Origin of the sequence: Pseudoalteromonas rhizosphaerae, assembly GCF_902498845.1 — a bacterium.
Lineage (GTDB): Bacteria > Pseudomonadota > Gammaproteobacteria > Enterobacterales > Alteromonadaceae > Pseudoalteromonas > Pseudoalteromonas rhizosphaerae.
Window position 1 is genome coordinate 417,134 of sequence record NZ_CABVLM010000003.1, and the last position, 22,028, is coordinate 439,161.

General features: G+C 40.5%; 23 protein-coding genes. 15 read left to right on the forward strand and 8 right to left on the reverse strand.

The window, feature by feature from the left end; translation table 11 throughout:
* The first annotated feature begins 215 nt into the window (after nucleotides 1–215).
* The 4 genes from PSR9079_RS07065 to PSR9079_RS07080 all read left to right on the forward strand — a co-directional run bounded on the left by PSR9079_RS07065 (nucleotide 216) and on the right by PSR9079_RS07080 (nucleotide 3,060).
* A complete protein-coding gene (locus PSR9079_RS07065; protein WP_149980910.1) occupies nucleotides 216–1,007 on the forward strand; it encodes a crotonase/enoyl-CoA hydratase family protein in 792 nt (263 codons plus the stop codon).
* 97 nt (nucleotides 1,008–1,104) lie between these two features.
* Nucleotides 1,105–1,488, forward strand: a complete 384-nt coding sequence (locus PSR9079_RS07070; protein ID WP_149980911.1) for a CidA/LrgA family protein — start codon at nucleotides 1,105–1,107, stop codon at nucleotides 1,486–1,488.
* Nucleotides 1,481–2,188 (forward strand): LrgB family protein, encoded by a 708-nt coding sequence (locus tag PSR9079_RS07075; protein WP_149980912.1) that lies wholly within the window; start codon nucleotides 1,481–1,483, stop codon nucleotides 2,186–2,188. The genes PSR9079_RS07070 and PSR9079_RS07075 overlap by 8 nt, the downstream gene beginning before the upstream one ends.
* A 35-nt stretch (nucleotides 2,189–2,223) precedes the next feature.
* Nucleotides 2,224–3,060 carry a mechanosensitive ion channel family protein gene (locus PSR9079_RS07080; protein WP_149980913.1) on the forward strand — a complete coding sequence of 279 codons (837 nt, stop codon included), beginning with the start codon at nucleotides 2,224–2,226 and terminating at the stop codon, nucleotides 3,058–3,060.
* Between the two features lie 64 nt (nucleotides 3,061–3,124).
* On the opposite strand, the gene PSR9079_RS07085 is transcribed toward PSR9079_RS07080, so the two are convergent.
* Nucleotides 3,125–5,284, reverse strand: a complete 2,160-nt coding sequence (locus PSR9079_RS07085) for a TonB-dependent siderophore receptor (RefSeq protein WP_149980914.1) — start codon at nucleotides 5,282–5,284, stop codon at nucleotides 3,125–3,127.
* A 101-nt stretch (nucleotides 5,285–5,385) separates the two neighbouring features.
* Here PSR9079_RS07085 and PSR9079_RS07090 point away from each other — a divergent pair, with 101 nt between their 5' ends.
* The 3 genes from PSR9079_RS07090 to PSR9079_RS07100 all read left to right on the forward strand — a co-directional run bounded on the left by PSR9079_RS07090 (nucleotide 5,386) and on the right by PSR9079_RS07100 (nucleotide 8,610).
* A complete protein-coding gene (locus tag PSR9079_RS07090; protein WP_149980915.1) occupies nucleotides 5,386–6,528 on the forward strand; it encodes a PepSY-associated TM helix domain-containing protein in 1,143 nt (380 codons plus the stop codon).
* The gene (locus PSR9079_RS07095; RefSeq protein ID WP_149980916.1) at nucleotides 6,528–6,995 is read left to right on the forward strand and encodes a hypothetical protein; all 468 of its coding nucleotides are present in this window, start codon (nucleotides 6,528–6,530) and stop codon (nucleotides 6,993–6,995) included. The genes PSR9079_RS07090 and PSR9079_RS07095 overlap by 1 nt, the downstream gene beginning before the upstream one ends.
* Before the next feature lie 202 nt (nucleotides 6,996–7,197).
* A complete protein-coding gene (locus tag PSR9079_RS07100) occupies nucleotides 7,198–8,610 on the forward strand; it encodes a family 43 glycosylhydrolase (protein WP_149980917.1) in 1,413 nt (470 codons plus the stop codon).
* A 44-nt stretch (nucleotides 8,611–8,654) separates the two neighbouring features.
* Here the strand turns inward: PSR9079_RS07100 and PSR9079_RS07105 are convergent, their stop codons facing one another.
* Both PSR9079_RS07105 and PSR9079_RS07110 read right to left on the reverse strand, forming a co-directional pair.
* Nucleotides 8,655–9,392: an RIO1 family regulatory kinase/ATPase domain-containing protein gene (locus tag PSR9079_RS07105; protein ID WP_149980918.1), complete on the reverse strand. Its 738-nt coding sequence runs from the start codon at nucleotides 9,390–9,392 to the stop codon at nucleotides 8,655–8,657.
* 87 nt (nucleotides 9,393–9,479) lie between these two features.
* Nucleotides 9,480–9,944, reverse strand: coding sequence for a MarR family winged helix-turn-helix transcriptional regulator (locus tag PSR9079_RS07110; protein ID WP_149980919.1), 465 nt, complete (start codon nucleotides 9,942–9,944; stop codon nucleotides 9,480–9,482).
* 131 nt (nucleotides 9,945–10,075) lie between these two features.
* Between PSR9079_RS07110 and PSR9079_RS07115 the strand changes: the two genes are divergently transcribed.
* Both PSR9079_RS07115 and PSR9079_RS07120 read left to right on the forward strand, forming a co-directional pair.
* Nucleotides 10,076–11,242, forward strand: a complete 1,167-nt coding sequence (locus PSR9079_RS07115; protein WP_149980920.1) for a DUF3450 domain-containing protein — start codon at nucleotides 10,076–10,078, stop codon at nucleotides 11,240–11,242.
* 240 nt (nucleotides 11,243–11,482) lie between these two features.
* Nucleotides 11,483–13,459, forward strand: coding sequence for a phytase (locus tag PSR9079_RS07120; RefSeq protein WP_149980921.1), 1,977 nt, complete (start codon nucleotides 11,483–11,485; stop codon nucleotides 13,457–13,459).
* Nucleotides 13,460–13,488: 29 nt separating this feature from the next.
* Here the strand turns inward: PSR9079_RS07120 and PSR9079_RS07125 are convergent, their stop codons facing one another.
* The 4 genes from PSR9079_RS07125 to PSR9079_RS07140 form a co-directional block, all read right to left on the reverse strand.
* Nucleotides 13,489–14,073, reverse strand: a complete 585-nt coding sequence (locus tag PSR9079_RS07125) for a YqaA family protein (protein WP_149980922.1) — start codon at nucleotides 14,071–14,073, stop codon at nucleotides 13,489–13,491.
* 199 nt (nucleotides 14,074–14,272) lie between these two features.
* Nucleotides 14,273–15,166, reverse strand: a complete 894-nt coding sequence (locus PSR9079_RS23895; protein WP_246175500.1) for a GGDEF domain-containing protein — start codon at nucleotides 15,164–15,166, stop codon at nucleotides 14,273–14,275.
* 161 nt (nucleotides 15,167–15,327) lie between these two features.
* A complete protein-coding gene (locus tag PSR9079_RS07135; protein ID WP_145237663.1) occupies nucleotides 15,328–15,660 on the reverse strand; it encodes a PBPRA1643 family SWIM/SEC-C metal-binding motif protein in 333 nt (110 codons plus the stop codon).
* Nucleotides 15,661–15,778: 118 nt separating this feature from the next.
* Complete coding sequence (locus tag PSR9079_RS07140) at nucleotides 15,779–16,642, reverse strand: PA4780 family RIO1-like protein kinase (RefSeq protein WP_145237666.1); 864 nt, start codon at nucleotides 16,640–16,642, stop codon at nucleotides 15,779–15,781.
* A 211-nt stretch (nucleotides 16,643–16,853) separates the two neighbouring features.
* On the opposite strand from PSR9079_RS07140, the gene PSR9079_RS07145 reads away from it, so the two are divergent.
* The 5 genes from PSR9079_RS07145 (at nucleotide 16,854) to PSR9079_RS07165 (ending at nucleotide 19,622) form a co-directional block, all read left to right on the forward strand.
* Nucleotides 16,854–17,072 carry a hypothetical protein gene (locus PSR9079_RS07145; RefSeq protein WP_145237669.1) on the forward strand — a complete coding sequence of 73 codons (219 nt, stop codon included), beginning with the start codon at nucleotides 16,854–16,856 and terminating at the stop codon, nucleotides 17,070–17,072.
* A gap of 83 nt (nucleotides 17,073–17,155) precedes the next feature.
* Nucleotides 17,156–18,046: a dienelactone hydrolase family protein gene (locus PSR9079_RS07150; protein ID WP_149980923.1), complete on the forward strand. Its 891-nt coding sequence runs from the start codon at nucleotides 17,156–17,158 to the stop codon at nucleotides 18,044–18,046.
* 117 nt (nucleotides 18,047–18,163) lie between these two features.
* Nucleotides 18,164–18,532, forward strand: a complete 369-nt coding sequence (locus tag PSR9079_RS07155) for a hypothetical protein (protein WP_179959150.1) — start codon at nucleotides 18,164–18,166, stop codon at nucleotides 18,530–18,532.
* Entirely contained in the window at nucleotides 18,529–18,909 is a 381-nt protein-coding gene (locus PSR9079_RS07160; protein ID WP_149980924.1) for a hypothetical protein, read from the forward strand. The genes PSR9079_RS07155 and PSR9079_RS07160 overlap by 4 nt, the downstream gene beginning before the upstream one ends.
* A 146-nt stretch (nucleotides 18,910–19,055) precedes the next feature.
* Nucleotides 19,056–19,622, forward strand: coding sequence for a DUF2799 domain-containing protein (locus tag PSR9079_RS07165; RefSeq protein ID WP_149980925.1), 567 nt, complete (start codon nucleotides 19,056–19,058; stop codon nucleotides 19,620–19,622).
* Nucleotides 19,623–19,884: 262 nt separating this feature from the next.
* Here the strand turns inward: PSR9079_RS07165 and PSR9079_RS07170 are convergent, their stop codons facing one another.
* The gene (locus PSR9079_RS07170) at nucleotides 19,885–20,640 is read right to left on the reverse strand and encodes an SDR family NAD(P)-dependent oxidoreductase (RefSeq protein WP_149980926.1); all 756 of its coding nucleotides are present in this window, start codon (nucleotides 20,638–20,640) and stop codon (nucleotides 19,885–19,887) included.
* Between the two features lie 148 nt (nucleotides 20,641–20,788).
* On the opposite strand from PSR9079_RS07170, the gene PSR9079_RS07175 reads away from it, so the two are divergent.
* A complete protein-coding gene (locus PSR9079_RS07175; RefSeq protein ID WP_149980927.1) occupies nucleotides 20,789–21,685 on the forward strand; it encodes a LysR family transcriptional regulator in 897 nt (298 codons plus the stop codon).
* Nucleotides 21,686–22,028 lie beyond the last annotated feature (343 nt).

Below are 22,028 nucleotides of genomic sequence, written 5' to 3' on the forward strand. Positions count from 1 at the left end.
AATTGTGTTTAAACGCCAAGTTACGTTCAGAGGCTATTATGGGTCGATCATATAACAAGCCACCCGATTAAAAATATAGACCACTTTGTAATCATTTGTATCTGAGGTTCACAATAACAGGCTATAAAATAGCTTGCTTTTCAAACAAGAAAGCCACGCTTTACATCAATTCAATTAGCTCGTAAGCTAAACTTAAACAGGTCAGAGGAGTTGACATGATTAATTTTGAAACACAGCAGGCAATCGCCTTCGTTACATTATCCCGAAAAGATAAACAAAATGCGTTGAATTTTGTCATGTTCAAACAGCTGACAAGTATCATTAAAAAAATTAAAAAAGACCCGACTATCCGCGCTGTCGTTATTCAAGGTGATGGTGAGCATTTTTGTGCTGGACTGGATGTTGCTGCCGTTATGAAAAGTTCCATAAATATTGCCAAGTTGCTATTTAAATGGTTACCGGGTAACTGTAATTTAGCGCAGCAAGTTGTGCTGGGTTGGCAATCACTAAGTGTGCCGGTATTCGCAGTCGTCCAAGGTAATTGCTTTGGTGGTGGCCTGCAAATAGCTCTTGGGGCTGATTATCGGATTGTGCACCCAGATGCTAAATTAGCCATTATGGAAGCGCGCTGGGGACTATGCCCTGATATGGGTGCAAATGTTGTACTACCTAGCTTACTAAAACGTGACGATGCCATGTGGCTTGCCAGTCATGCAGATCCTATTAGTGCTGATAAAGCGCTGCAATTAGGGTTAATAACCGAAGTAAATGCGGATCCAAAGCAACGCTGTTTAGCAATGATCAATACCTTATTAGCTCGCTCACCGGATACTTTAGCGGCAATCAAACGCGTTACCCAACAAAGTTTTAACACTCCAAGAAGACAAATTTTAGCAAAAGAAACCATTAGCCAAATTCGTCTGCTTATTAACAGTAATACAAAAAAGGCCATTGCAAAAGCCAAAGGCGCCGACAACATCGAGTATCAAAATAGTAAACGTTGGTAACAAATTCACTTAATATCAACGCTAAGCAATAAGTCGCATAGTTTTCAACAAGCAAATATGCTGAAGTATAATACGACCTGTAGTGAGTAAATAATCAATGGATCCCCGAACTGTGCTAAAAAAAATCTTCCCTTATTTACTCAGCAGCTGTTTGATTTTGGGTTGTTTGGCTATAGCAAAAATAATCATGCACTGGCTGCAAGGCAGCTTTCCAGCCCCCCTATTAGCGATGCTAATGCTGCTTACGTTACTTTTAACAAACGTAGTGAAAGAGCATCACTTAGCTCCCTGTGCTAAGCCATTATTAAATGTCATGCCGCTTTTTTTCATCCCTGCTGGGGTTGGTTTTATCGAACACCTTGAAATCATCGCCCTGCAATGGCAATTTCTCAGTGCAGTTTTCATTTTGGTGCCATTGACCAGCTTACTGCTTATCGCAGCAGTGATCAGTGTATTTAAAGGCAGGATTGAACATGATTGATCTATGGTGGTTAAGTATTCCTGTAATTATCACGCTGTTTTTAGGGTTAAGGAAGCTCAATACAACCATTAACAATCCTTTATTAAAAGCGCTGACTAATCCCGTTTTTATCACTATTACGCTTATAGCCATATTACTAGTGAGTTTTTCACTGCCTTATTCGCAATTTGCTAGCCATAGCCAGCTATTAAGCTATTTACTGGAGCCTGCCATTGTTGCGCTTGCATTACCGCTATATCAACAATTTGTGCATATACGAAGAAATCTCTTGCTGATTGTTGGCTGCTGTAGTCTGGGCATAATCAATGCCACTGTGGTTGCAACCTTACTCAGTGCTGCATTTAATGTGCCTACACAATTAGCAGCATCTGTTGCCGCTTTATCGGTCACTACTCCCATTACTCTGCTAGTCACTGATTCACTCGGAGGCATCGCTTCGCTGGCAGCTGCGATGGTGATTTTTATCGGCTTATTAGGTGCTTTGTTCGCGCTACTTATTCTTCGTCAGGTGGGCATTTATAACCATCAGGCACAAGGCGTTGCGATTGGTACTGCATTTCATGCAATAGGCACCGCCGCCGCACTTGTTGAGCATCCGCGTATTGGTGCATTTGCTTCAGTGGCAATGGCATTGAGCGCATTACTTACCGCTTTAATCGTACCATTACTTTATCCTTTTTTGAGTCAAGCTCTGCTATGATGAAATAGTTTAACCACTTTATTTATGGATAATAGATGATCAGTACAGAAATCCAACAAGTTGAAAAATACTACACCATGATCACTGAGTACCTCGTTAAGTACAGCATGCAATTAGTTGGCGCATTGTTGATCTTGATTTTTGGTTTGTGGGTGGCACAAAAAATATCTAAGATGATTGCCGCTTTAATGGCGCGTAACAATATTGATATTACTCTCACTAATTTTGTCAGTAATGTAGTGAAAGTATTGTTTATCGTTATGTTCATTATTATTGCGCTAGGTAAAATTGGCATAAGTGTCACACCTTTTGTTGCTGCAATTGGTGCCGCTTCTCTTGGCGCTGGTTTAGCATTGCAAGGGATGTTATCAAATTATGGCGCAGGCTTGGCTATTATTGCCACCCGCCCCTTTATTGTTGGTGACACGATTGAAGTTAAAAATGTCAGCGGTCAAGTAAAAACCATTGAGTTAGGCTACACCATTTTGATCAACGAAGAAAAAGTCGAAATTACTATTCCTAACAAACATATCGTTGGCGAAATACTACATAACTCATTTAATTATTCATTGGTCAAAGGTGAAATTGATATTGCCTATAACGCCAGTGCTGAGCATGCTATAGAGCTTATAGAAGACGTATTGAAAGACCATGAGTTAGTCGCAAGTGAACCGCTATCACAAGTTGGCATTGAACGGTTTGCTGAAAGTGGAGTAACAATTAGTTACCGCTACTGGGTGCCGACGACGAAAATAATAGAAACCAAGCTGGCCGTAAACGGTGGCGTATATAGTGCGATTCAAGGTGCGGATATTGAAATTCCATTCCCACAACGAATTGTCACAATTAACCAACAAAGTATTGATAGCTAGGCTAGCAATACTGCAAATAAAGGGAGCTAATTGCTCCCTTTATTTATACTAAATCTTAACTTCATTAAAACTTATAACGTACATTCGCTGTTACTGTTCTGCGTTGACCATAGAAGCAATCTCCACGCGCTAAACATGAGGTGATCACGGTCTTATCAGTAATGTTTTGTGCTTGCAAACTGAAACTGTATTGCCCAAAATCATAGCCAATCATAGCGTCAAAGAGTGTGTAATCGGTAGTTTTAATTGGATCAACTACTAAGCCATCTCGCTCACCATAGACACTACCGTCAGATGTCTCTCCCACATAGCGCGCACCTAAGCCCATTTTAAAACCATGCATAGTTTCTGGTCGCCATGTCGTCCAAATTGATGCTTGCTGCTTTGGTAACGCTGCAAGTGTTGCACCATCTTCACGTTGTTTATTGCTCTGACTGACGTAACCATCGCTGTATGCGTATGACGCATACACATCGACACTTTGCCAAGCTAATTGTGCTTCAAGTTCAAGTCCTTTTACCGTCACTTCGCCCTGTTGCACTTGGCCGTTTGGAGAAATTACTTTGCTATCTGTGGCTTGCTCTGCATTAAATGGGGTAGTGCGATTTTGCTCTACAATATGATATACGGCGGCCGTAAGTAGATGCTCTGTTCCGGCAGGTTGATATTTGATACCGGCTTCAACTTGCTCACCTGTTTTTGGTACAAACGCATTACCAAAGGCATCATAGCCTAGCAATGGTTCAAATGATTCACTATAACTTGCATACGGTGAAACCCCTGAGTCAAATAAATACATCAAGCCTAAACGACCGGTGGTCGCATACTGTGACTCACTTTTGCCGTTTTCAGGATTTGTTGTTGCTTTATCACGGCGTAGTGCTGCTGATACAATCCACTGCTGGGCTATTTTCATGCTGTCTTGAATATATAGGCCAGTTTGATAAGTCTTTGATGGGGGAGCGTCAATCAAATCACCCGCTGTTGGTAAATTATCTACTTTACCGTATACAGGACTAAATAAATCGAGCGTGCCAGCAAGTCCAGAAACAGAGTCGTTATCGGTATAAGCATTTTGATAATCGAGCCCCATCACTATTGTGTGCTCAATATTACCGGTTATTATATTGCCATGAAACTGGGCATCACTAGCAATAGCCCGCGAATCAGCAGAGCTAAGATAAGACACTCGCTTGACGCTGCGCCCATCTTCTGAAAATTCAGGTGGCCAACCGTAAATTGTATGATAATCAGCATGACTATCGGTGTAACGCGCAGCTAGTTTAAACTGCCAATCAGCATTAATATTTTGCTCTAAAATCGCAGTGATTGACGCTTGCTCAGTATCATAACGATCAAAACCCGGCTCAGAAACAAAACGGTTTGATGGAATTTTGCCGTTTTCGTTTTCTAAAATGGTGCCTGAGTGAGGTAAGAACGAGGTACTCGTGCCTGATTCATTCTTTTGCCAATTAGTTAATAGCGTTATTTTTGTATCATCAGTGGCATACCAGGTTAATGATGGAGAAAACACAATACTGTTATCTGGCACATAATCGGTTTGGGTATCACTCTCTCGCCATAAACCAATTACTCGCCCTTGTAATGAAGCATCATCATTTAATGCACCGGTAATATCTCCCGCAACTTGTTTGCGCGAGTAATTACCAACTTGCCCCCAAAGCTGTCCTGATGTTTCAGCTTCTGGTTTTTTACTGACTAAGTTAACAATCCCGCCAATTGACCCCTGTCCATAAAGTACTGAGCTCGGCCCTTTGAGTATTTCAATTTGCGACAATCCATAAGGGTTAGTACGAACATTATTATAACTACCATACAACGATTTTAAGCCATCTAAGTATTGTACGGGCGACACACCACGAATAACCGACCAATCGCCACGGGTATCAACACCGTATGGACCGTTATATAAACCAGACACATAACCAATTGCATCTTGAATAGTTAGTGCGCCTAAATCTTCAATTCGCTCTTGCGTTAAAACTGAAACAGACAACGGAGTTTCAATAATTGGCACGTCTGATTTTGCACCAGACGCACTCATGTATGAAATCAAACCTCGTTGGCTTTTTACCGTAATAACTTCTAAATCGTGATCTTCACTCACAGCATGCTGTTCGGCAACAGCATTAGAAGGATTTAACAGTGAAAGAAGAGTCAAAGATAAAATACTTAACGGTGTATTTATTCCACTTAACTGCATTAATATTCCTTAGGACAAATTGAAATTGAAGGTAGTTTAATAGTACAATTATTGAAATGCAATATTAATGATAACAAATATCATTAACAATAGGTTTCACTATGGCTAAAGTAAGCAAGCGATTTTGGTTTCAATTACATGGCTGGTTCTCATTGCCTGTATGGGTTTTATTCTGTTTTATTTGTATTACAGGCACTCTCTCTGTAGTGAGTCATGAGCTTACCTGGTTAACCAACCCTGCTGCTCGAGCAAGTAATCCTAACAATTTGCCTGCAAAACCAATCGATGAATTAATAGCAGCAGTAGAACAACAACATCCAACTGCTGATATCACATCAGTATTGGTGTATGAACCGTATTTAGTAAACGCTATTATATTTACAGATCACAATAAACCCCAAGCAATTGCCTACGTAAATCAATACACAGGGCAAATACAAGCAGTTAATCAAGGCATCACCTTTATTGGTTTTATGCGCGCGTTACATGGTTGGCTGTTGTTTCCATGGCAATCTGGTTATAGCGTCGGTTATTATCTTGTATCTGCAATGGCAATAGTCATGTTTGGCGCATTAGCCACCGGGCTGATTATTTATAAAAATTTCTGGCGTGCTTTTACTCAGCCTAAATTGCGCTTCAATCAAGGTAAAAAAACCTTATTAAAAGATTTACATAGCTTAGCTGGCGTCTGGTCTATGTGGTTTTTACTCATTATGAGCTTAACGGGGTTTTGGTATTTAACTCAAGCAATTATGTGGCATAACGAGATTGATATTGAAGAACATCCGCCGCTGGTAAGCGTAGCTGATTTGCCCACTTCTAAAACGGTACCAGCCATCAGTCTAAGTCAGGCTCTACAGCTCACTAAGCAGCAGTTTGCTGACTTTGAACCTCATTACATCATGTTCCCAGAACATAGCCGAGGCATGTACAGTATCAGCGGCTCGAACAACACTATTTTCTATGATGACTATGCGTTCTCAACGACGATAAATCCTTGGACAGGCGAATTAGCACAGACTAAAAGTCCCGGATCAATGAACGCTCTACAAACTATTTCTCATATTGCAGACCCTTTGCATTACGGCACAATTGGCGGGATCTGGACCAAGCTAGTTTGGTTTATTTTTGGCGTGATCTTAAGCGGTATGTCTATTACAGGCTTTATGATGTGGCGTAGTAAGTTAGCTAAGACAACAAAGGCGCAGCTGCTAACGACTGACTATATTCAGGAGGCACAATAATGGCGCGACTTAAAAGTACTTGGTGGCAACGCTATAAGTATCTACTACATGCTAGTATTTTAATTTTACCATTTTGGTTTTTATATCAATCAATGATTCTCATATTTCCTGACTCATGGGGCGAGCAAACAATGGGAGAGTTTACCCTTGCACCCATGCCACTTAATATGGCGCCCCCCTATAGCCACCATGGTGAATACGTTAAAGATTTTATGGTAATGTTTAATAAAGGAAAAATAGCAGATGTACGCCAAGGTTACATGAATATTGGCCCCACTCCTTTACCACTTAGTCAGTTATCAAAAGCCGATGAAGGTATTTTACATGGCACGCGTCATGGTCAACATGTGCACGCTATTGCACCAAAATTAATAACCAGCAAAGATAAGGCATGGATCACACTCCAAACGTGGCAAGGTGAATTGCTAGTTCAAAGCTGGGAAATTCCAAGCCAGTTTATTAACTAACAACAATGGGGAGCAAAACATGCTCCCACGCGCACCCAAACCCAACTTTTATTTAACTTAAATCACCATTTATCTTTACAAAAGTAATAATATAACAAAGTATTACAATTAACCTTTTGAAGGTTACACCGTTGAGCTGCTCGTCGAATGCTAAATTTGCTTGAGCTATCGGATCATACACACACAGTACTTTGGAGATAAAATGAAATTTTCCACACAATTACTTTGCTGGCTTAGTTTAGCCGCCAGCCCATTTTTTAATAATGCATTCGCTATCGATAATGGTGTCTATACCATAAAATCAAAATATAGCGCCAAATTTGTCGAAGTCGCCAATGCATCAACTGCGGATGGCGCGAATATTAGCCAATGGGCTAATACTAATCACGATACCCAACGTTGGCTCATTACTCAGGTTGAAAATAATAACTACTCTGTAATAAACCTTAACAGCGGTAAAGCAATGGAGGTCTTTGAGTGGTCAACTAGTGATGGCGCAAACGTAGTCCAATATGACTATAGCGCTGGTGCAACGCAGCATTGGCAAATTAATAGCGAAGGCAACGGCTATGTGAGCTTTATCAATGCCAATAGCCAAAAAGCGCTCGATCTGTATGACTTTGACGGCAATGACGGGGCTAATATCAGCCAATGGGCATACAATGGCAGTGATGCACAGCTTTGGCAGCTCAATAAACTGGCCAACGTAGAATCCGCTCCCTTTGATCCTTCAACTACCAATGGCGCAACGGATCATTGGCCATTAACCGGTAGTTTAGTCACTCACGATCCAACCATCAGTTACGAAAATGGTACGTGGTGGATATTTCAAACTGGGCCTGGCATCGCTGGAAAGTGGTCAAATGATGGCGTAGCATGGAATGATGCGGCAGCGATTTTTCCTAATGGCTTAAATTGGTGGTCTAACTATGTGCCTGAACACGATGGCATTGATGTTTGGGCGCCTGAACTTAAAAGCTACAATGGGCGTAGCTGGCTTTATTATGCAATATCAACCTTTGGCTCGCGTGTTTCGGCAATTGGTTTAACCTCAGCAAGTAGTGTCTCTGCCGGTAATTGGCGTGATGATGGTTTAGTGATAAACACCACCAACAGCAATAGCTACAATGCGATTGACCCAGATTTAGTCGTCGCCAAAGATGGTGCGCCATGGTTAACATTCGGTTCGTGGAATTCAGGTATCAAGTTAATGCGGATCAACCCAATAACGATGAAACCATTTGGTGAGCTCTATTCCCTTGCTAGCCGCTCAGGTGGCATTGAAGCACCAACGATCATCTATCGCCAAGGATACTACTACCTATTTGTATCTGTTGGTAAATGTTGCGCAGGAACCGATAGCACCTATCGTATCGCATATGGGCGTGCAACGGATATTCGTGGTCCTTACTTAGACAAGAATGGCAACAATATGCTCTCTGGTGGTGGCAGTATTTTAGATGCTGGTAACAGCCAGTGGGCCGGACCTGGCGGCCAAGATATTCTTAATACCGATGTAATGGTTCGCCATGCTTATGATAAAGGTGACAACGGTGTGCCAAAACTATTGATCAGCACACTAAATTGGGACTCAAATGGTTGGCCAAGATTTTAAACCAGCCAACTTAACAACATTTATAAAGCGTGTAATAACGCGCTTTATAAAAAACGCTCCATGATAGCGGAGGCGATTTGCGTAGCTATTCCACATCCCCACATATATGCACGTTGGATCGGGTAACCTCTAAAAATCCAACGCTTTCTAACATGATTAAAATTACTTAAATAATCAGCTTTGGCATCTGGCAGAGGTTGATCAGCAAGCTTTGCCCATGCTTTATAAACACCCGACATATCTGCACCACGCATAAATTGCTGTAACCAGCGAGGAAATCGCGCGTATCGTATCGTCGACTGAAAATCGATGATATACGGTTTACCATCATCACTACAAAGCACATTACCCAAATTGCGCAAATCTAAATGTACAACCCCTCGGCGATGCATTAATGCAACCAGTCGTTCAAAATCTTTAAAAAAACTAACGGGTAGCACTTCTTTTTGTTGTACTAACTGTTTAAGTGGTGTGCCTGTAATATAGTCATAGGCAACAGCAATCGGCGATAATCGTAAAAATCGCCCACTCACTCCAGTTATGCCAGCTAAACGAGCCAGCCCTTTATACTCTTGATTCACCGATAAAGGCGCAAAGGTTTTTCTCACCCACCAAGGGCTATGTTGAAAATCTTTAATGACTAAATCGAGTTGCTGATCGGTATAACGATAGACAATAGCATTTGCAAAACGTCCGGTATGAACAACATTTAAATTTTCGGCTGCAAACTGATGTTCTGGAAATTGCTGCTGTAACTGCTGTAATAAAGTAGCTTCGATCATAACACCCTGCGACTTGTTAAATATAAATGCCTAGGCAACTATATTATCAAATCTCTGCACTCACAGCAATATGACCCTTAACTAGATTTACGATTTCAAATTATGAATTGCTCTAAATAACAGCTTTGCCAACAATTTTTTTTCATCATCAGAAAAGTCGATTAGTGCTGTGCGGTAAATATTATTCACAATAGGGAGTATTTCAGGGTAAAGCTGTTGGCCTTTTTCAGTAAGGCATAATAGCGTAGAGCGGCGATCTTCTGCGGATTGTTGTTTTGCAACTAAGCCTTTTTCTTCTAAACGAGACAACAAACGACTCATCGCGCCACGATCATAAACCATATGCTCACATAGCTCTGCCAAAGTATGCACTTTGCCTCGAGCTAATAGCACCACAACAATATATTGCGCCGAAGTTAAATCCATTGGCGTAAGGCCAGCATCTAGATGAGTTACTAAATTTGACCGTAAATAAGCAACTAACCGACCCAGATCTTGAACGGGATCAAGATCATCAATACAACATTGTACAAGTGAAGCGGATTCTTTCATAAATTCTCAAAAACTGCGTGAAGGTCACTCATTGACCGTTAATAGCTATAATAATTCAATCAAACATAATTGCGTAGTGACACCTAATTAGTGTAGCGTCGAACAAGCTAACTAATGTTATTGAGGAATACATGCAAAGTAAACAACGAGATGTTATCAAGTATATTGCCATACTTATACTGCTACTACTTTGCTGGTCAGAGCAATTTAACAGCTACATCATGGATTTTCTTGACCAAACCTTAGTGCAGTCATCATTAGTTTATGCTTCTGCACGCAGTGTTAACGGCATTATTTCTTTATTACAGTCGGCTGAAGTCGGTATTGGTATAGCAAGCATAGCGCCTGCGCAATTGCTTGATCCGGTGAACGATTTAGCCGAATACATTGCCGATGCGATGCGCATATCATTAGGCTCACTGTTTATCCAGCGGATTTTATTTACTATTTCATCAGGGGTATTTTTTAGCGCCTTGTTTACCGCCAGCGTCATTAGTTATTTAGTCTGTGATTATTTTGGGTATTTAAAACAGCTTAAAGGTAAGTTACTCGCTAGCCTGATTTTAGTACGGTTTTTAATTCCATTTGTGGTACTTGCAACTGGGCTTGCCAGCCAAGCCTTTCTAGATGAAGAAATCAATTATCAAAATCAATATGTTGAAAAGACCGTTGACACACTTAGCGTACAGGCTAATGCAACCTCCACATTATCAGCACAACTGAGCGCAAAAATTAACAGTGACAAGCAGACAACCCTCGATGAACTCGAACTTATTGCCGTTCAGCAACAACAATTAAAAGCAATTATTACAGATAACCAACAGCAGCTTGAGCAATTAAATAAGCAAATTGACGCCATTCAAACGACCCGCAGTTTAGCCGAAAAACTCACCTTAACAGAGCTTCCCGAGGCTAAACCATTACTGCAAAAACAGCGCGAGTTAAAGCAACAACAAGCATCTATCAACAATCAGTTCGCCGCGTTATATCAACAGAAAGCTCAGCTGCAACAACAGCTGCATGATTATAACGACCAACTAGCAGGTAATTCTGGCAATTTAATTAGCAAAGTCGTTGATACCGTTACGACTGGCATTACAGATATGGCTAATTCTTTAGAGGGCTTATTTATTGAATTTTTAAACTTAGTGTCGTTACTAATCATCAAATTATTTATTATGCCTTTGCTATTCTTATATTTATTTAGTAAAGCATTTAAAGCTATTTGGCAACGTTCCGTGCTACAAGCATTAGCGCAAATGAAAACAGAAATACACACCGCCATCACAGAAAAATAACCGCTATATCATGCTTAGGGTCACATCAGCTCAGCATGAAAGCGATGCCCTAATGGGTCATTTAAAAACTAACAATTAAAAATAAAAACAAATAAAAACAGATAGATAAAATAAAAAGCATTGAATGAAAGGAAACCTAAATAGCTTTACTCTCACTGCAGAAGTCTTTCTTTTGTCACGGTTTTGTCATAAAAGTTATTTAGCTTGCATCGCATACATGGCTAACTTAGGACTTTACTTGTGCCAACACTTAAACCACTTGCTTATGCACTGAGCATATTAACACTCACAGCAACATTAGGCGCTTGCAGCAGCCAAGATGTTAATTCCACTCAACCAAGCCAAACTACATTAAAGCTTAACAGCGCACCATTTTGGCAACAAAATAATATTCAAGGATCGCAAGCTGCTTGGCTTTTTGATGATGCTTGGTTACTAGCCAGTGAAAGCCAAGGCTTAATTGTTGTAGAGCAAAATAAGCAACATAGCGAAGTACTTAAAGCGGGTAACTTTGAAACTCTGTCAGTGCGTACTATTGGCGATAATCGCTTTTTAGTGACCAGTATTGATAACGAACGTGATCTGGTTGCCGTTTTCACCCTAACTAAAAGTAACGGCAACTGGCAGCTAACGGAGCACACACCGATTGTTGCACCACAAGCAAAACCTGAAGCGGTCTGCCTATTTAACAATCACAATACCGGGAGTATTTCTGCTTTTGTTGCTGATGTTCGCGGCTTAATGCGCGAAACCTTAATTTATAACTTTGCCACAGAGCAAACCACTAACATTGCGGTCCGAGAATTTGCCGGTGTAAATGAAGCTGCGGGTTGTGCGGTTGATGATGTAAGCCAACAATTATTTATCAGTGAAGAAGAACTTGGCATTTGGCAAATGAACGCCAATGCAGAATCTTCAGCGAGTAAACAACCCCTTACCATGGTTGCTCCCTTTGGTGAACTGGCCAGCGGTATTGGCGCATTAACCACCAGCACTGATGGCAGCCTCTGGTTTACTAGCAGCAGCAATAACACCCTATACCGATATAATCCAGAGCAAGGTATACAACAAAAGTGGCGTGTCTCTGGAGATCTCAGTATTGGTTCTGTGGTAATTGATAATAACGCCACTACTGCTCAAGCCATTATGTATGACGATGAAAGTGGCGCGTACCGCAGCAGCCAGTTAATTTTAGACCCAATCACCAGTACGACAAAAACCAACACCACCACGGCAAAAACAGCACATGTGTATGCAAACGTGCAAACGACACCAGTTGCAGCATTTGGTGATGCCGCAGACGATCCAGCCATCTGGGCGCATCCAACCGACGCCGCTAAAAGCTTGATCATAGGCACCGATAAACGTCGCGGACTGATGATCTATAACTTAGCTGGAGAGCAAATTCAAAACCTTGACGTAGGTAGAGTTAACAATGTTGACGTTCGTCAAAGTAGTAATATCAACAACCCAACTCACACGCTAATTGCAGCCAGTAACCGCAGTGAAAATAGCATTAGTTTGTTCACTGTCGACATACAAAACAGCGTACACCACTTAGGTAGCGTGGCTACCAATTTGAGTGAGATTTATGGCTTATGCATGTATTCATCGAAATCTGGTGACTATGTATTTGTGAATGATAAATCAGGGTTATATCAGCAATATAAAATAACCAGCCAACAGCAACAAGTCTCGGGCAAACTGGTGCGCGAATTTACTCTACCTAGCCAGCCAGAAGGTTGTAGTAGTGATGATAAAAACGGCGAACTTTTTGCCGGTGAGGAAGACGCTGGTATTTGGTTTATCCAAGCAGAGCCTGATTCACAGCAAGCGCCTATTTTATTGCAATCCGTGAATGAAATGCTAGTTGATGATGTAGAAGGTATGGAGATTTATCATGGTAAAGACGAGCGCTTATTAGTGGTATCTAGCCAAGGTGACGATAGTTATGTCGTGTATCGCATAAATAAAGGTGAAAAACACCCTACCCTTGAGTTTGTCAGTAAGTTTAATATTCTTGCAAACTTAAATAACGGTATTGATGGCGTGTCAGAAACCGATGGCTTAACCGTTACAGCCAAACCGCTGCCTGGCTACCCTCTTGGCGTATTAATAGTGCAAGATGGCTACAATCGTATGCCACAGCAGCCACAAAATTTTAAACTGGTGGATTGGCGCCAAGTACATTCACTTATCCATGGCGACGTTAAGTAAACGAAACAAATATAGCCGTCACTTGGCGGCTATATTACCGTTGTTAACCACCAAATAACTAACACCAACACAGTCAAACCAAGCATTGCTTTGGTTTTATGTTTTGTGATAATTCGCTCTGCTTGATTGCCAGCATAATACACCACCAGCGCCAGACCAAAATACCGAATTGAGCGGGCAATAGTCGTTGCAATTAAAAACATTATTAATGAATATTTGGTCGCACCCGCTGCGAGCATAGCTATTTGAAAAGGGATTGGCACTATCCCCAACATTATTACAAACCAAAAACCTTGCTGCTGCATTTGTTGTTCTACGTGTTCAAACTGCTCTGGATTTGAAAAGGTATTGATCACCCAATCGCCAACCGCATCAAACAAGTAATAGCCAAGCGCGTAACCAAACAAGGCCCCAATAATACAGCCTAAAGTCGCCATTAAGGCTATCAGCCAAAGCTTATCACGACGAGCTTGCATCAACGGCACCAATACTGCTTCAAGAGGGATAGGAACTATTGTTGACTCTAAAAATGAAGCCGCCGTTATGCTGGTTAACATATGCTTTGAATCAATAAATTGTCGTGTTTTTTGCTTTAAGCGCTGCATAACAGCCATAGTATCACCTTGGTAGTGCTTATAAGTTATATTTATAAGCATATTGCAAGCTCAATACCAGCCTTGCATAATAAATAAGTGCATTGTTTTATAAGCGTTTTTTAATAAATATTAACAGGAACAGGTAAATAAATTTAACTGATAGTGTAAAAACCCCCAATTAAAATTGTAAATTTTACTGTAATCAATCGCTTAGGGATTAAGCAATGTAATATTGGCTACGGCCACTATTTTTCGCTTTGTACAAGGCTTGATCAGCACGTTTAACTACCTCATTAAACGCTTCTTCTGGGGCCTTAAATGACACACCAATACTTACACTTACCGTTCGATTAGCAGCAAGTTCAATGGTATGTGCAAGTGATAGTAATTGCTCACTTAAATCGCAGGCTTTTGGTCGGTCATCGCCGGGCAGGTATATTGCAAACTCTTCACCACCTAAACGTGCAAAGACACTATTATTAGGTAAAGCTTCGGCATATAAAGATGATAATTCGATCAGTACTTGATCCCCCCTATCGTGACCAAACTGATCATTAATCACTTTAAAAAAATCGATATCAATAAGCAAAATTGTATACGAGGCTGATTGATTTTTTTGCATATATTGATAAAAAAATTGGCGGTTCGCTATTTGGGTTAAGTAATCAGTGATCAGCTCTTTTGATAACTGCTGCTGCACACTTGTTAAATCGCCTATAGTTAACTTTAAACCATAACAAGTAAACAACATGCCTGCAGTACGTAAAACATCCTCAACATAAATACCAATAAACAAAGGCTGGATCAGCACTTCATCAAGTAGATCAAAGGTTAAACCCGCTGACCACAATAATAAACCGATGCTTAAATTAACATAAGCAAAAACTGATAAGTTGGCCCTTTGGACAATGATAAAAATAGCCATTACAATTAATAGGTTAATTGCGTCGGTAAGTACACCATTAAAAAAAATACTGTTATCTAATTCAGGATAGAAATAAATATACGAGGTAACTATTAAAAACAGAGTAACTACAAATACAGCTGAAAACACGGGTTGTAAGGTGTTTTTTGCCGTTTGTTGTTGAAGTTTATTATCACTGTATTTCATACACGTTTCGCTGATTAAGTGAGCGCTATATTAAATAACGCTATCACAAGCTAATGAATATATAGCTTTTAAATACAACTGCCGTTTTATATCACTGGAGCTGATTTTTTAAGTTCCTAACACCAGCCCCAACCTGAGTTTACACACCTAAACAAGGTATTTTAACCACAGCATTTTTTGTATTTTTTATTACTGCCACACGAACATGGATCATTACGTTGTGGTGTTTTTTCAAAAACTTGAGTAACAGGTTTATTAAGTACAATATCTAAAGGAGTAATATCTTCAGCAAGCGTACTATCAACACGAATATCTGCAAATAAATCATTAGCTATCAAAATAGCGTTTATTTCAAGCTCACGTGCAGCGCTTTGCACCTGTAAAACGAGCGGATTTTCTTCGCTACCAGGTTTTACTTTCGGTTTAGGCTGATAAGTACCTTGATTATTTTTACCCATAATATCGGGCTTACCACGATAGAAAAATTTTGACACCTGCGTTCCTAACTGTCATTTAAAGCAACTCACCGCGAGTAGCTAAAGGCTGCGCAGTCTAACAGAATTTAATGCTGTTAGCGCGCATCTTTAAAATCGATAATGAAGCTAATAAACTTTAGTCGTCTTCAGGTGCTTGTGCTGCTTTTATTCGCTCTTGGTTTTCTTGCATTTGCTCAAATGCAGCTTTGATTTCATCAAGCACTGAATCAACATCAGCCTCAGCGTGGTTATCTGCAACCTCACCGTAAAGAACAGTTTCTGCTGTTAATTCACCCGCTTGATACAAAGCCCACATTTCTTCACCAAAACGCGTATCTAGTATTTCTGGTGCGTACTGCCCGTAATACAAGCGCATATTGCGTACATCACGTAAAAACATTTCTTGCGCATTGTTATTCGCCGCCGCATTTACTGCCTGCGGTAAATCAATCACCACCGGACCGTAGCTATCTACTAACACATTAAATTCAGACAAATCACCATGCACAATACCCGCACATAGCATTAAGCGAATGTAATGAACCATAGTAGCGTGATCTTCAATTGCCTGCTCAGCAGTTAAACTCACATCATTTAAACGCGGCGCAACATCACCATCATTATCGGTGACTAAATCCATGATCAGTACACCATCGTAACAACCATGAGGTTGTGGTACTTTTACGCCAACCCGAGAAAGCGTGAAAAGCGCATCTACTTCCGCATTTTGCCACACGTTTTCTTGTTCTTTACGACCAAACTTAGAGCCTTTTTCCATCGCACGACCGCGGCGGCTATTCCTTACTTTACGTCCTTCTTGGTATTTTACTGCTTGTTTAAAACTTCGGTGTTGTACATCTTTGTACACTTTCGCACAGCGAATATGCTCGCCACAGCGAACCACATAAACCGAGGCTTCTTTTCCACTCATTAATTGGCTGATGACTTCATCAACGATACCGTCTTCTATTAACGGTAAAATCTGTTTTGGCGTTTTCATGACACTCTTATACCGTACTTAGGCATACCTTGTAATCTTCTCGCAAACTATTATATCTGACAGACCCTTACGTTAAAGCAAAAGCAGACGAAAACCAATGCTAATAAGCGCACAATTGACCTTATCAAGCATGTTAAAGAACAAAAAACTTGACTAAATCGGCTAAATCCACAAACTGCGAAGTTAACAGCCCAAATTATACTTACTTTATATGAATTCAGAAATACGCTATCGCTTCCAATCTGGTCAAATCGCTAATCGTTTTTTAAACGAATTAAAGCATTGGCCTGTCGCCCGAGTAAAAACAAAACTTCTTAATGGTGGTTTTGACGTTAAAGTAAATTATCAATTCGATGGCGCGGGGTTTGATTACACTTGCGCAGAACTTGATGAATTAGCCGCAAAACATGCCGGTGAAGAAGTTAGCTAAGTATATTAAGCATACAGAATATACATTTTGAGTTCTCTCAGCTATGTTATTAAATCTTAAATCAATAACATATAGGCACTGCAATGAATAACCCACATTCAGATCACATTCCTCAAGAAGCCTTTGATTGGTACGATGAATACGCTCATGGCAAAATGGATAGACGCACGTTTATGAAAAAACTTGGTGGCTTAGTCGCCCTTGGTTATTCAATGACAGTGCTCACTTCAGCGTTATTACCAAATTATGCCTTAGCCGAACAAGTTTCGTTTAATGATGAATCAATTAAAGCAACTTACCAAAGTTTTGATTCTCCCAATGGTCATAGCAAAGGACAAGGTTATTTAGTAGTGCCAACACAATTAAAGGGCAAGCGCCCGGTAGTCTTAGTGGTGCATGAAAACCGAGGCTTAAACCCTTATGTAAAAGATGTGGCCCGTCGTTTAGCCAAAGCGGGTTTTGTCGCTTTTGCACCCGATGCGCTATTTCCGCTAGGTGGTTATCCGGGTAATGATGACGAAGGGCGAGCCATGCAAAGCTCAATGGATAAAGAGAAAATTCAAAATGATTTTGTTGCCGCAGCCCACTATTTAAAATCACACCCACTCAGTAATGGTAAACTTGGTGCCGTTGGATTTTGTTTTGGCGGTTATATTGTCAATTACCTCGCTGCGGTTGATTCATCATTATTAAGCGCTGGAGTACCATTTTACGGCACGCCCGCCAGCGAAGCTCTGCGCAAAAATATTAAAGCCCCGTTAATGATCCAATTAGCCGAGCTTGATGAGCGCGTAAATGCAACATGGCCTGACTATGAGCGCGATTTAAAAAGTCTCAATGTAGATTACAAAATGTATATGTATAAAGATGCCAATCACGGTTTTCATAATGACTCAACGGGCCGTTACGATAAACCGAATGCAGAACTTGCATGGCAACGAACTTTAGCATTTTTTGAGCAACACCTTGTTTAATTGCATCTAGTTTAATTGCACCTTGATTAATTGCATAATGGTTAGTGCCAAGCATAATAAGCTAGCACTAACTTCATTCAGAATTAAGTACTTCAGTTAAGAAAAATCACCGACTCTATGACTAAATTTTTTCTCCTAAAATACATCGCTTTTTTTAGTGGATGTGTTGCTTGTTTTACCCTTCATACGCAATTTGCAGTGCCTGCGGTTATTGCATCTTGCCTAACCGGACTTATTGGCAGCTTTATTCCTTTTCCAAAACAGTATGCAAATCATCCTTACGCAGCTGTTTATGCTGGTAGTTTTGCTGGAATGTGCTCTCAGGGGTTGATTAATACCTATTGGGAATTAGCAATTATTTCATTGATTGGGGCTATTTTATACGTACTGACGACTAAAGTGTTTACTGGCTTTGGTGGTAAATTAGGAAGTATTGCCTTTATTAGTGTTGCTTTGTTTGTATTAGCTAAAGGGCTCGCGGCATGAGTTTATCATCGGTAACACTTGCTTTACTTGGCGCGTTTTTGACCTTTTATTTAGCTAAGCATAACCGTCTAGATGCGATTAGAGCATCAGCAATTTTAGCTATTATCGCTTACCTTATTTTACTTACCACCGAGTTCAACGCAGAGCTATATAGCAGCATTTTTTTTGGTGGAACATTTATAGGCATGAGCGCACCAAAACGCTTTGGTATTTACACGCTGTTTTCTGCCAGTGTTATTTTTTCGATTTTGTTTGATAATTTAGTGCCTTACCTTAGTAATTTTGGCGGAGCTTTGGGCATAAGTGGATTTTTGTCGATATGTGTCTGCCAAATAGCGATTGTACTAGGCGCTCCTCGCAGTAAAAAACGCCACTAGTTGAGATGCGCTTTGTAGCAATTAAACTAAATAAAACACATAATTTTTTACTTAAAATAGTCTACAAATCAGCTTAAATTGTAGATTTTTAATAACGATAAAACGTATTATACCGTATTGATACAGAGCGAAATAACAGGATAGTTATGCCAAATCGTTTATTTATATTAAGTTGTATAGCACTACTTAATGGCTGCACAACGTTAAGTCAAGATGAGTGCAAAGTCGCTAATTGGCAAAGTTTAGGTTATGAGCACGGCGTAAACGGTGGTGATTATGCCGATGGCATAACAAAGATCGCGGCGTGTAACGATTACAATATTACCCCAAATATAGCACAATTTAAAAGTAGCTACGAACGTGGTTTAGCGGTGTATTGTCAACCTGAAAACGGCTTTACTCTTGCTATGCGTGGAGTCTCGTATAACGGTGTATGTAACAGCCGTGCATTTCGAAAAGCGTGGGAAGAAGGTAACGACCGTTATCAAATCCAACAACGTCGTATAGAAATTGATAACCGTCTAACCGAGCTAAAACAACAACTCTCTGAAACTAATCAGCAATTAAACAGCAATAACATCACGCAAACGCAGCGTAAAGAGTTAAATACACAGCAACGCCAATTAGAACGTGAGTTAAAGGACTTAAGACGCGAAAAATCCTTATTACCACTATTGAATAAAGCCTCAACATTTGAAATTACCTTTCCTTAATTACCTTCTGCCCAGCCTGTAATAATAGGGCTGGGTTAATGCAAAAAGCGAAAGCAAAATTCAGGTTAAAAAAACCACTGTAATTTATGTGAATAAATCTTAACTTGAACTGTCAAAGCAAGTCTGAGCCAGTAAACACTGCTCGAGTTTAACTAATTCTGACAATATATTAAGAGCTTTATAGTAGTGATGAAAGCCCTCACGAAGAGGGCTTTGAATCCTTATGAAAATAATGCGGCAGAGCACTAAGATTAGCGGAAAATTAAAGAAACATACCGCCAGACGCTTCTATACGCTGTCCCGTAATCCAGCCGCTGTCTTCACTCAGCAACATTGCAACGGCTTTACCAATATCGTCAGCCTCCCCAACCCGACCCAAAGCGGTAACAGATGCCACCATTTGGTTCACTTGTTGGTTGTCACGCACATTACCACCGCCAAAGTCTGTCGCAATAGCACCGGGTGCCAAGGTATTTACGCGAATTTGTCGGTTTGCGAACTCTTTTGCCATATAACGTGTCATGACTTCTACTGCACCTTTGGCCATCGCGTAGGCACTTGAACCTGGCATACTAAACCGTACCAAGCCAGATGAAATATTAAGTATATGACCGCCGTCTTTAATATGTGGTAATAATGCTTGGGTTAAAAAGAAAGGTCCCTTTACATGGATTGCCAGCATATTTTCTAACTCTTCATAAGTAGTTTCTTCCACACTTGCACGCAAACCTGTGCCAGCGTTATTTAACAAATAATCGAAATCGCTTCGTGCAAATTCATTGCTCAACAACCCCTTAACCTGACTAACAAATTCAGGAATGGCATCAAAATCGCGTGTATCGAATTGCAAGGCAAAGGCTTTTTGACCTTTTTGTTTAATCTCTTCAATCACATCTTGTGCCGCTTGAACATTATTGTGATAAGTAAAAATAACGTCTATGCCTTTGTCAGCTAACGCTAAAGCACTATTTTTTCCTAACCCTCGGCTAGCTCCAGTAATAATTGCTAATTTATTCATCACTCTCTCCAATCTATTCTGTAACAATTTTAAAACCTTAAACCACAGCGGCTCTGGCCACGTAGAACAGAGTAGATAATTTATTGTGTTCGATATACATGATAAAAGTGATAACATTGTTCGGATTAAACAAACAAAGGTAGAAGATGTGGACAAATTTGAAGCCATGCAGCGCTTTGTATTGGTTGCGCAATTTGGCAGCTTTACCAAGGCAGCAGACGCACTTGGCCTACCAAAGTCAAGCGTATCAAGTGCTATTCAAGGGCTTGAAAGTGAATTAGGCACGCGGCTTTTTCATCGCAGCACGCGCAGCGTCACCTTAACTCAAGACGGCGAGACTTACTTACCACAGTGCCAAGCACTGCTCGCCGAGTTAGACGCTTTGGCAAGCCAGTTCCAACGCAACTCTGACGATGTTCGCGGGGTACTCAGAGTAGACATGCCGAGTCGTTTTGCCACTACGGTTGTCATTCCGCATTTATCCGACTTCCTTGAAAAATACCCGAACATACGCCTAAAGATCAGCAGCGCAGATTATCGAGTAGATATGATTAAAGAAAGCATTGATTGCGTCATTCGAGTGGGTAATCTTGACGATAGCAGCCTTATCGCTCGCCCATTAACGCTGTACCGAAGCGTAAACTGTGTGTCGCCAAGCTATGTTGAAAAATATGGTATTCCACAGAGTCTTGCAGAATTAGCCAATCATAAACTGATCGAATATTCTCATGCGCTCGGTAATCTCGACGCCCAATTTGAATACATGGCAGGCGACAAGGTAAAACAACAATCCATGCCAAGTAGCCTAGCGGTTAATGGCACAGATGCTTATTTAGATGCTTGCTTAGCAGGGCTTGGCATTGCCCAACTCCCCGCGATTGGCGCAGAAAACCTCATCAAGAAAGGCCAGCTCATTTCTGTCCTACCTCAATTTGAAGCCGAGCCAATGCCGGTGTCTTTACTCTATTCTTCACGTAGACAACCAACTAAACGCCTAACTGTCTTTATGGATTGGCTGCAATCAATCACCCTAGCAAGAAAATAAAAGTCACAGCGCTTTGGGTCACGTTATTGAACACATCTATTGTGAAAAACGCCTTGTACATATTCCAAAAAAAATTATTTGAAAATATTTTAATAACTAAACCTTTTAAGTAGTCACACTCTCAATATAATTCTCTGCTTCTCAGTTAAGGGCACTATGAAATATAAACAGCATTTTTGAAATCTATATTGATACATACTTTTGAAGTTAAAGGGACACCCATTAGAAAGTTCCGGTCAAGCAGGCAGCTGTGTTTTCTTGATCTTTTTATTCAAAAAACCAAGTGTTGTTACTTTTTAAACTCACTTTAAATTTGGCTATACACCTAGTCATGACGTCGATT

What these genes read in the sequence shown, in the direction of transcription:
- PSR9079_RS07110 (WP_149980919.1), bottom strand. Translation starts at nt 9,944, where the DNA reads ATGAAAGAATCCGCTTCACTTGTACAATGTTGTATTGATGATCTTGAT.
- PSR9079_RS07105 (WP_149980918.1), bottom strand. Translation starts at nt 9,392, where the DNA reads ATGATCGAAGCTACTTTATTACAGCAGTTACAGCAGCAATTTCCAGAA.
- PSR9079_RS07140 (WP_145237666.1), bottom strand. Translation starts at nt 16,642, where the DNA reads ATGAAAACGCCAAAACAGATTTTACCGTTAATAGAAGACGGTATCGTT.
- PSR9079_RS07075 (WP_149980912.1), top strand. Translation starts at nt 1,481, where the DNA reads ATGATTGATCTATGGTGGTTAAGTATTCCTGTAATTATCACGCTGTTT.
- PSR9079_RS07145 (WP_145237669.1), top strand. Translation starts at nt 16,854, where the DNA reads ATGAATTCAGAAATACGCTATCGCTTCCAATCTGGTCAAATCGCTAAT.
- PSR9079_RS07095 (WP_149980916.1), top strand. Translation starts at nt 6,528, where the DNA reads ATGGCGCGACTTAAAAGTACTTGGTGGCAACGCTATAAGTATCTACTA.
- PSR9079_RS07080 (WP_149980913.1), top strand. Translation starts at nt 2,224, where the DNA reads ATGATCAGTACAGAAATCCAACAAGTTGAAAAATACTACACCATGATC.
- PSR9079_RS07100 (WP_149980917.1), top strand. Translation starts at nt 7,198, where the DNA reads ATGAAATTTTCCACACAATTACTTTGCTGGCTTAGTTTAGCCGCCAGC.
- PSR9079_RS23895 (WP_246175500.1), bottom strand. Translation starts at nt 15,166, where the DNA reads ATGAAATACAGTGATAATAAACTTCAACAACAAACGGCAAAAAACACC.
- PSR9079_RS07065 (WP_149980910.1), top strand. Translation starts at nt 216, where the DNA reads ATGATTAATTTTGAAACACAGCAGGCAATCGCCTTCGTTACATTATCC.
- PSR9079_RS07155 (WP_179959150.1), top strand. Translation starts at nt 18,164, where the DNA reads ATGACTAAATTTTTTCTCCTAAAATACATCGCTTTTTTTAGTGGATGT.
- PSR9079_RS07090 (WP_149980915.1), top strand. Translation starts at nt 5,386, where the DNA reads ATGGCTAAAGTAAGCAAGCGATTTTGGTTTCAATTACATGGCTGGTTC.
- PSR9079_RS07160 (WP_149980924.1), top strand. Translation starts at nt 18,529, where the DNA reads ATGAGTTTATCATCGGTAACACTTGCTTTACTTGGCGCGTTTTTGACC.
- PSR9079_RS07085 (WP_149980914.1), bottom strand. Translation starts at nt 5,284, where the DNA reads ATGCAGTTAAGTGGAATAAATACACCGTTAAGTATTTTATCTTTGACT.
- PSR9079_RS07070 (WP_149980911.1), top strand. Translation starts at nt 1,105, where the DNA reads ATGGATCCCCGAACTGTGCTAAAAAAAATCTTCCCTTATTTACTCAGC.
- PSR9079_RS07115 (WP_149980920.1), top strand. Translation starts at nt 10,076, where the DNA reads ATGCAAAGTAAACAACGAGATGTTATCAAGTATATTGCCATACTTATA.
- PSR9079_RS07165 (WP_149980925.1), top strand. Translation starts at nt 19,056, where the DNA reads ATGCCAAATCGTTTATTTATATTAAGTTGTATAGCACTACTTAATGGC.
- PSR9079_RS07170 (WP_149980926.1), bottom strand. Translation starts at nt 20,640, where the DNA reads ATGAATAAATTAGCAATTATTACTGGAGCTAGCCGAGGGTTAGGAAAA.
- PSR9079_RS07150 (WP_149980923.1), top strand. Translation starts at nt 17,156, where the DNA reads ATGAATAACCCACATTCAGATCACATTCCTCAAGAAGCCTTTGATTGG.
- PSR9079_RS07125 (WP_149980922.1), bottom strand. Translation starts at nt 14,073, where the DNA reads ATGGCTGTTATGCAGCGCTTAAAGCAAAAAACACGACAATTTATTGAT.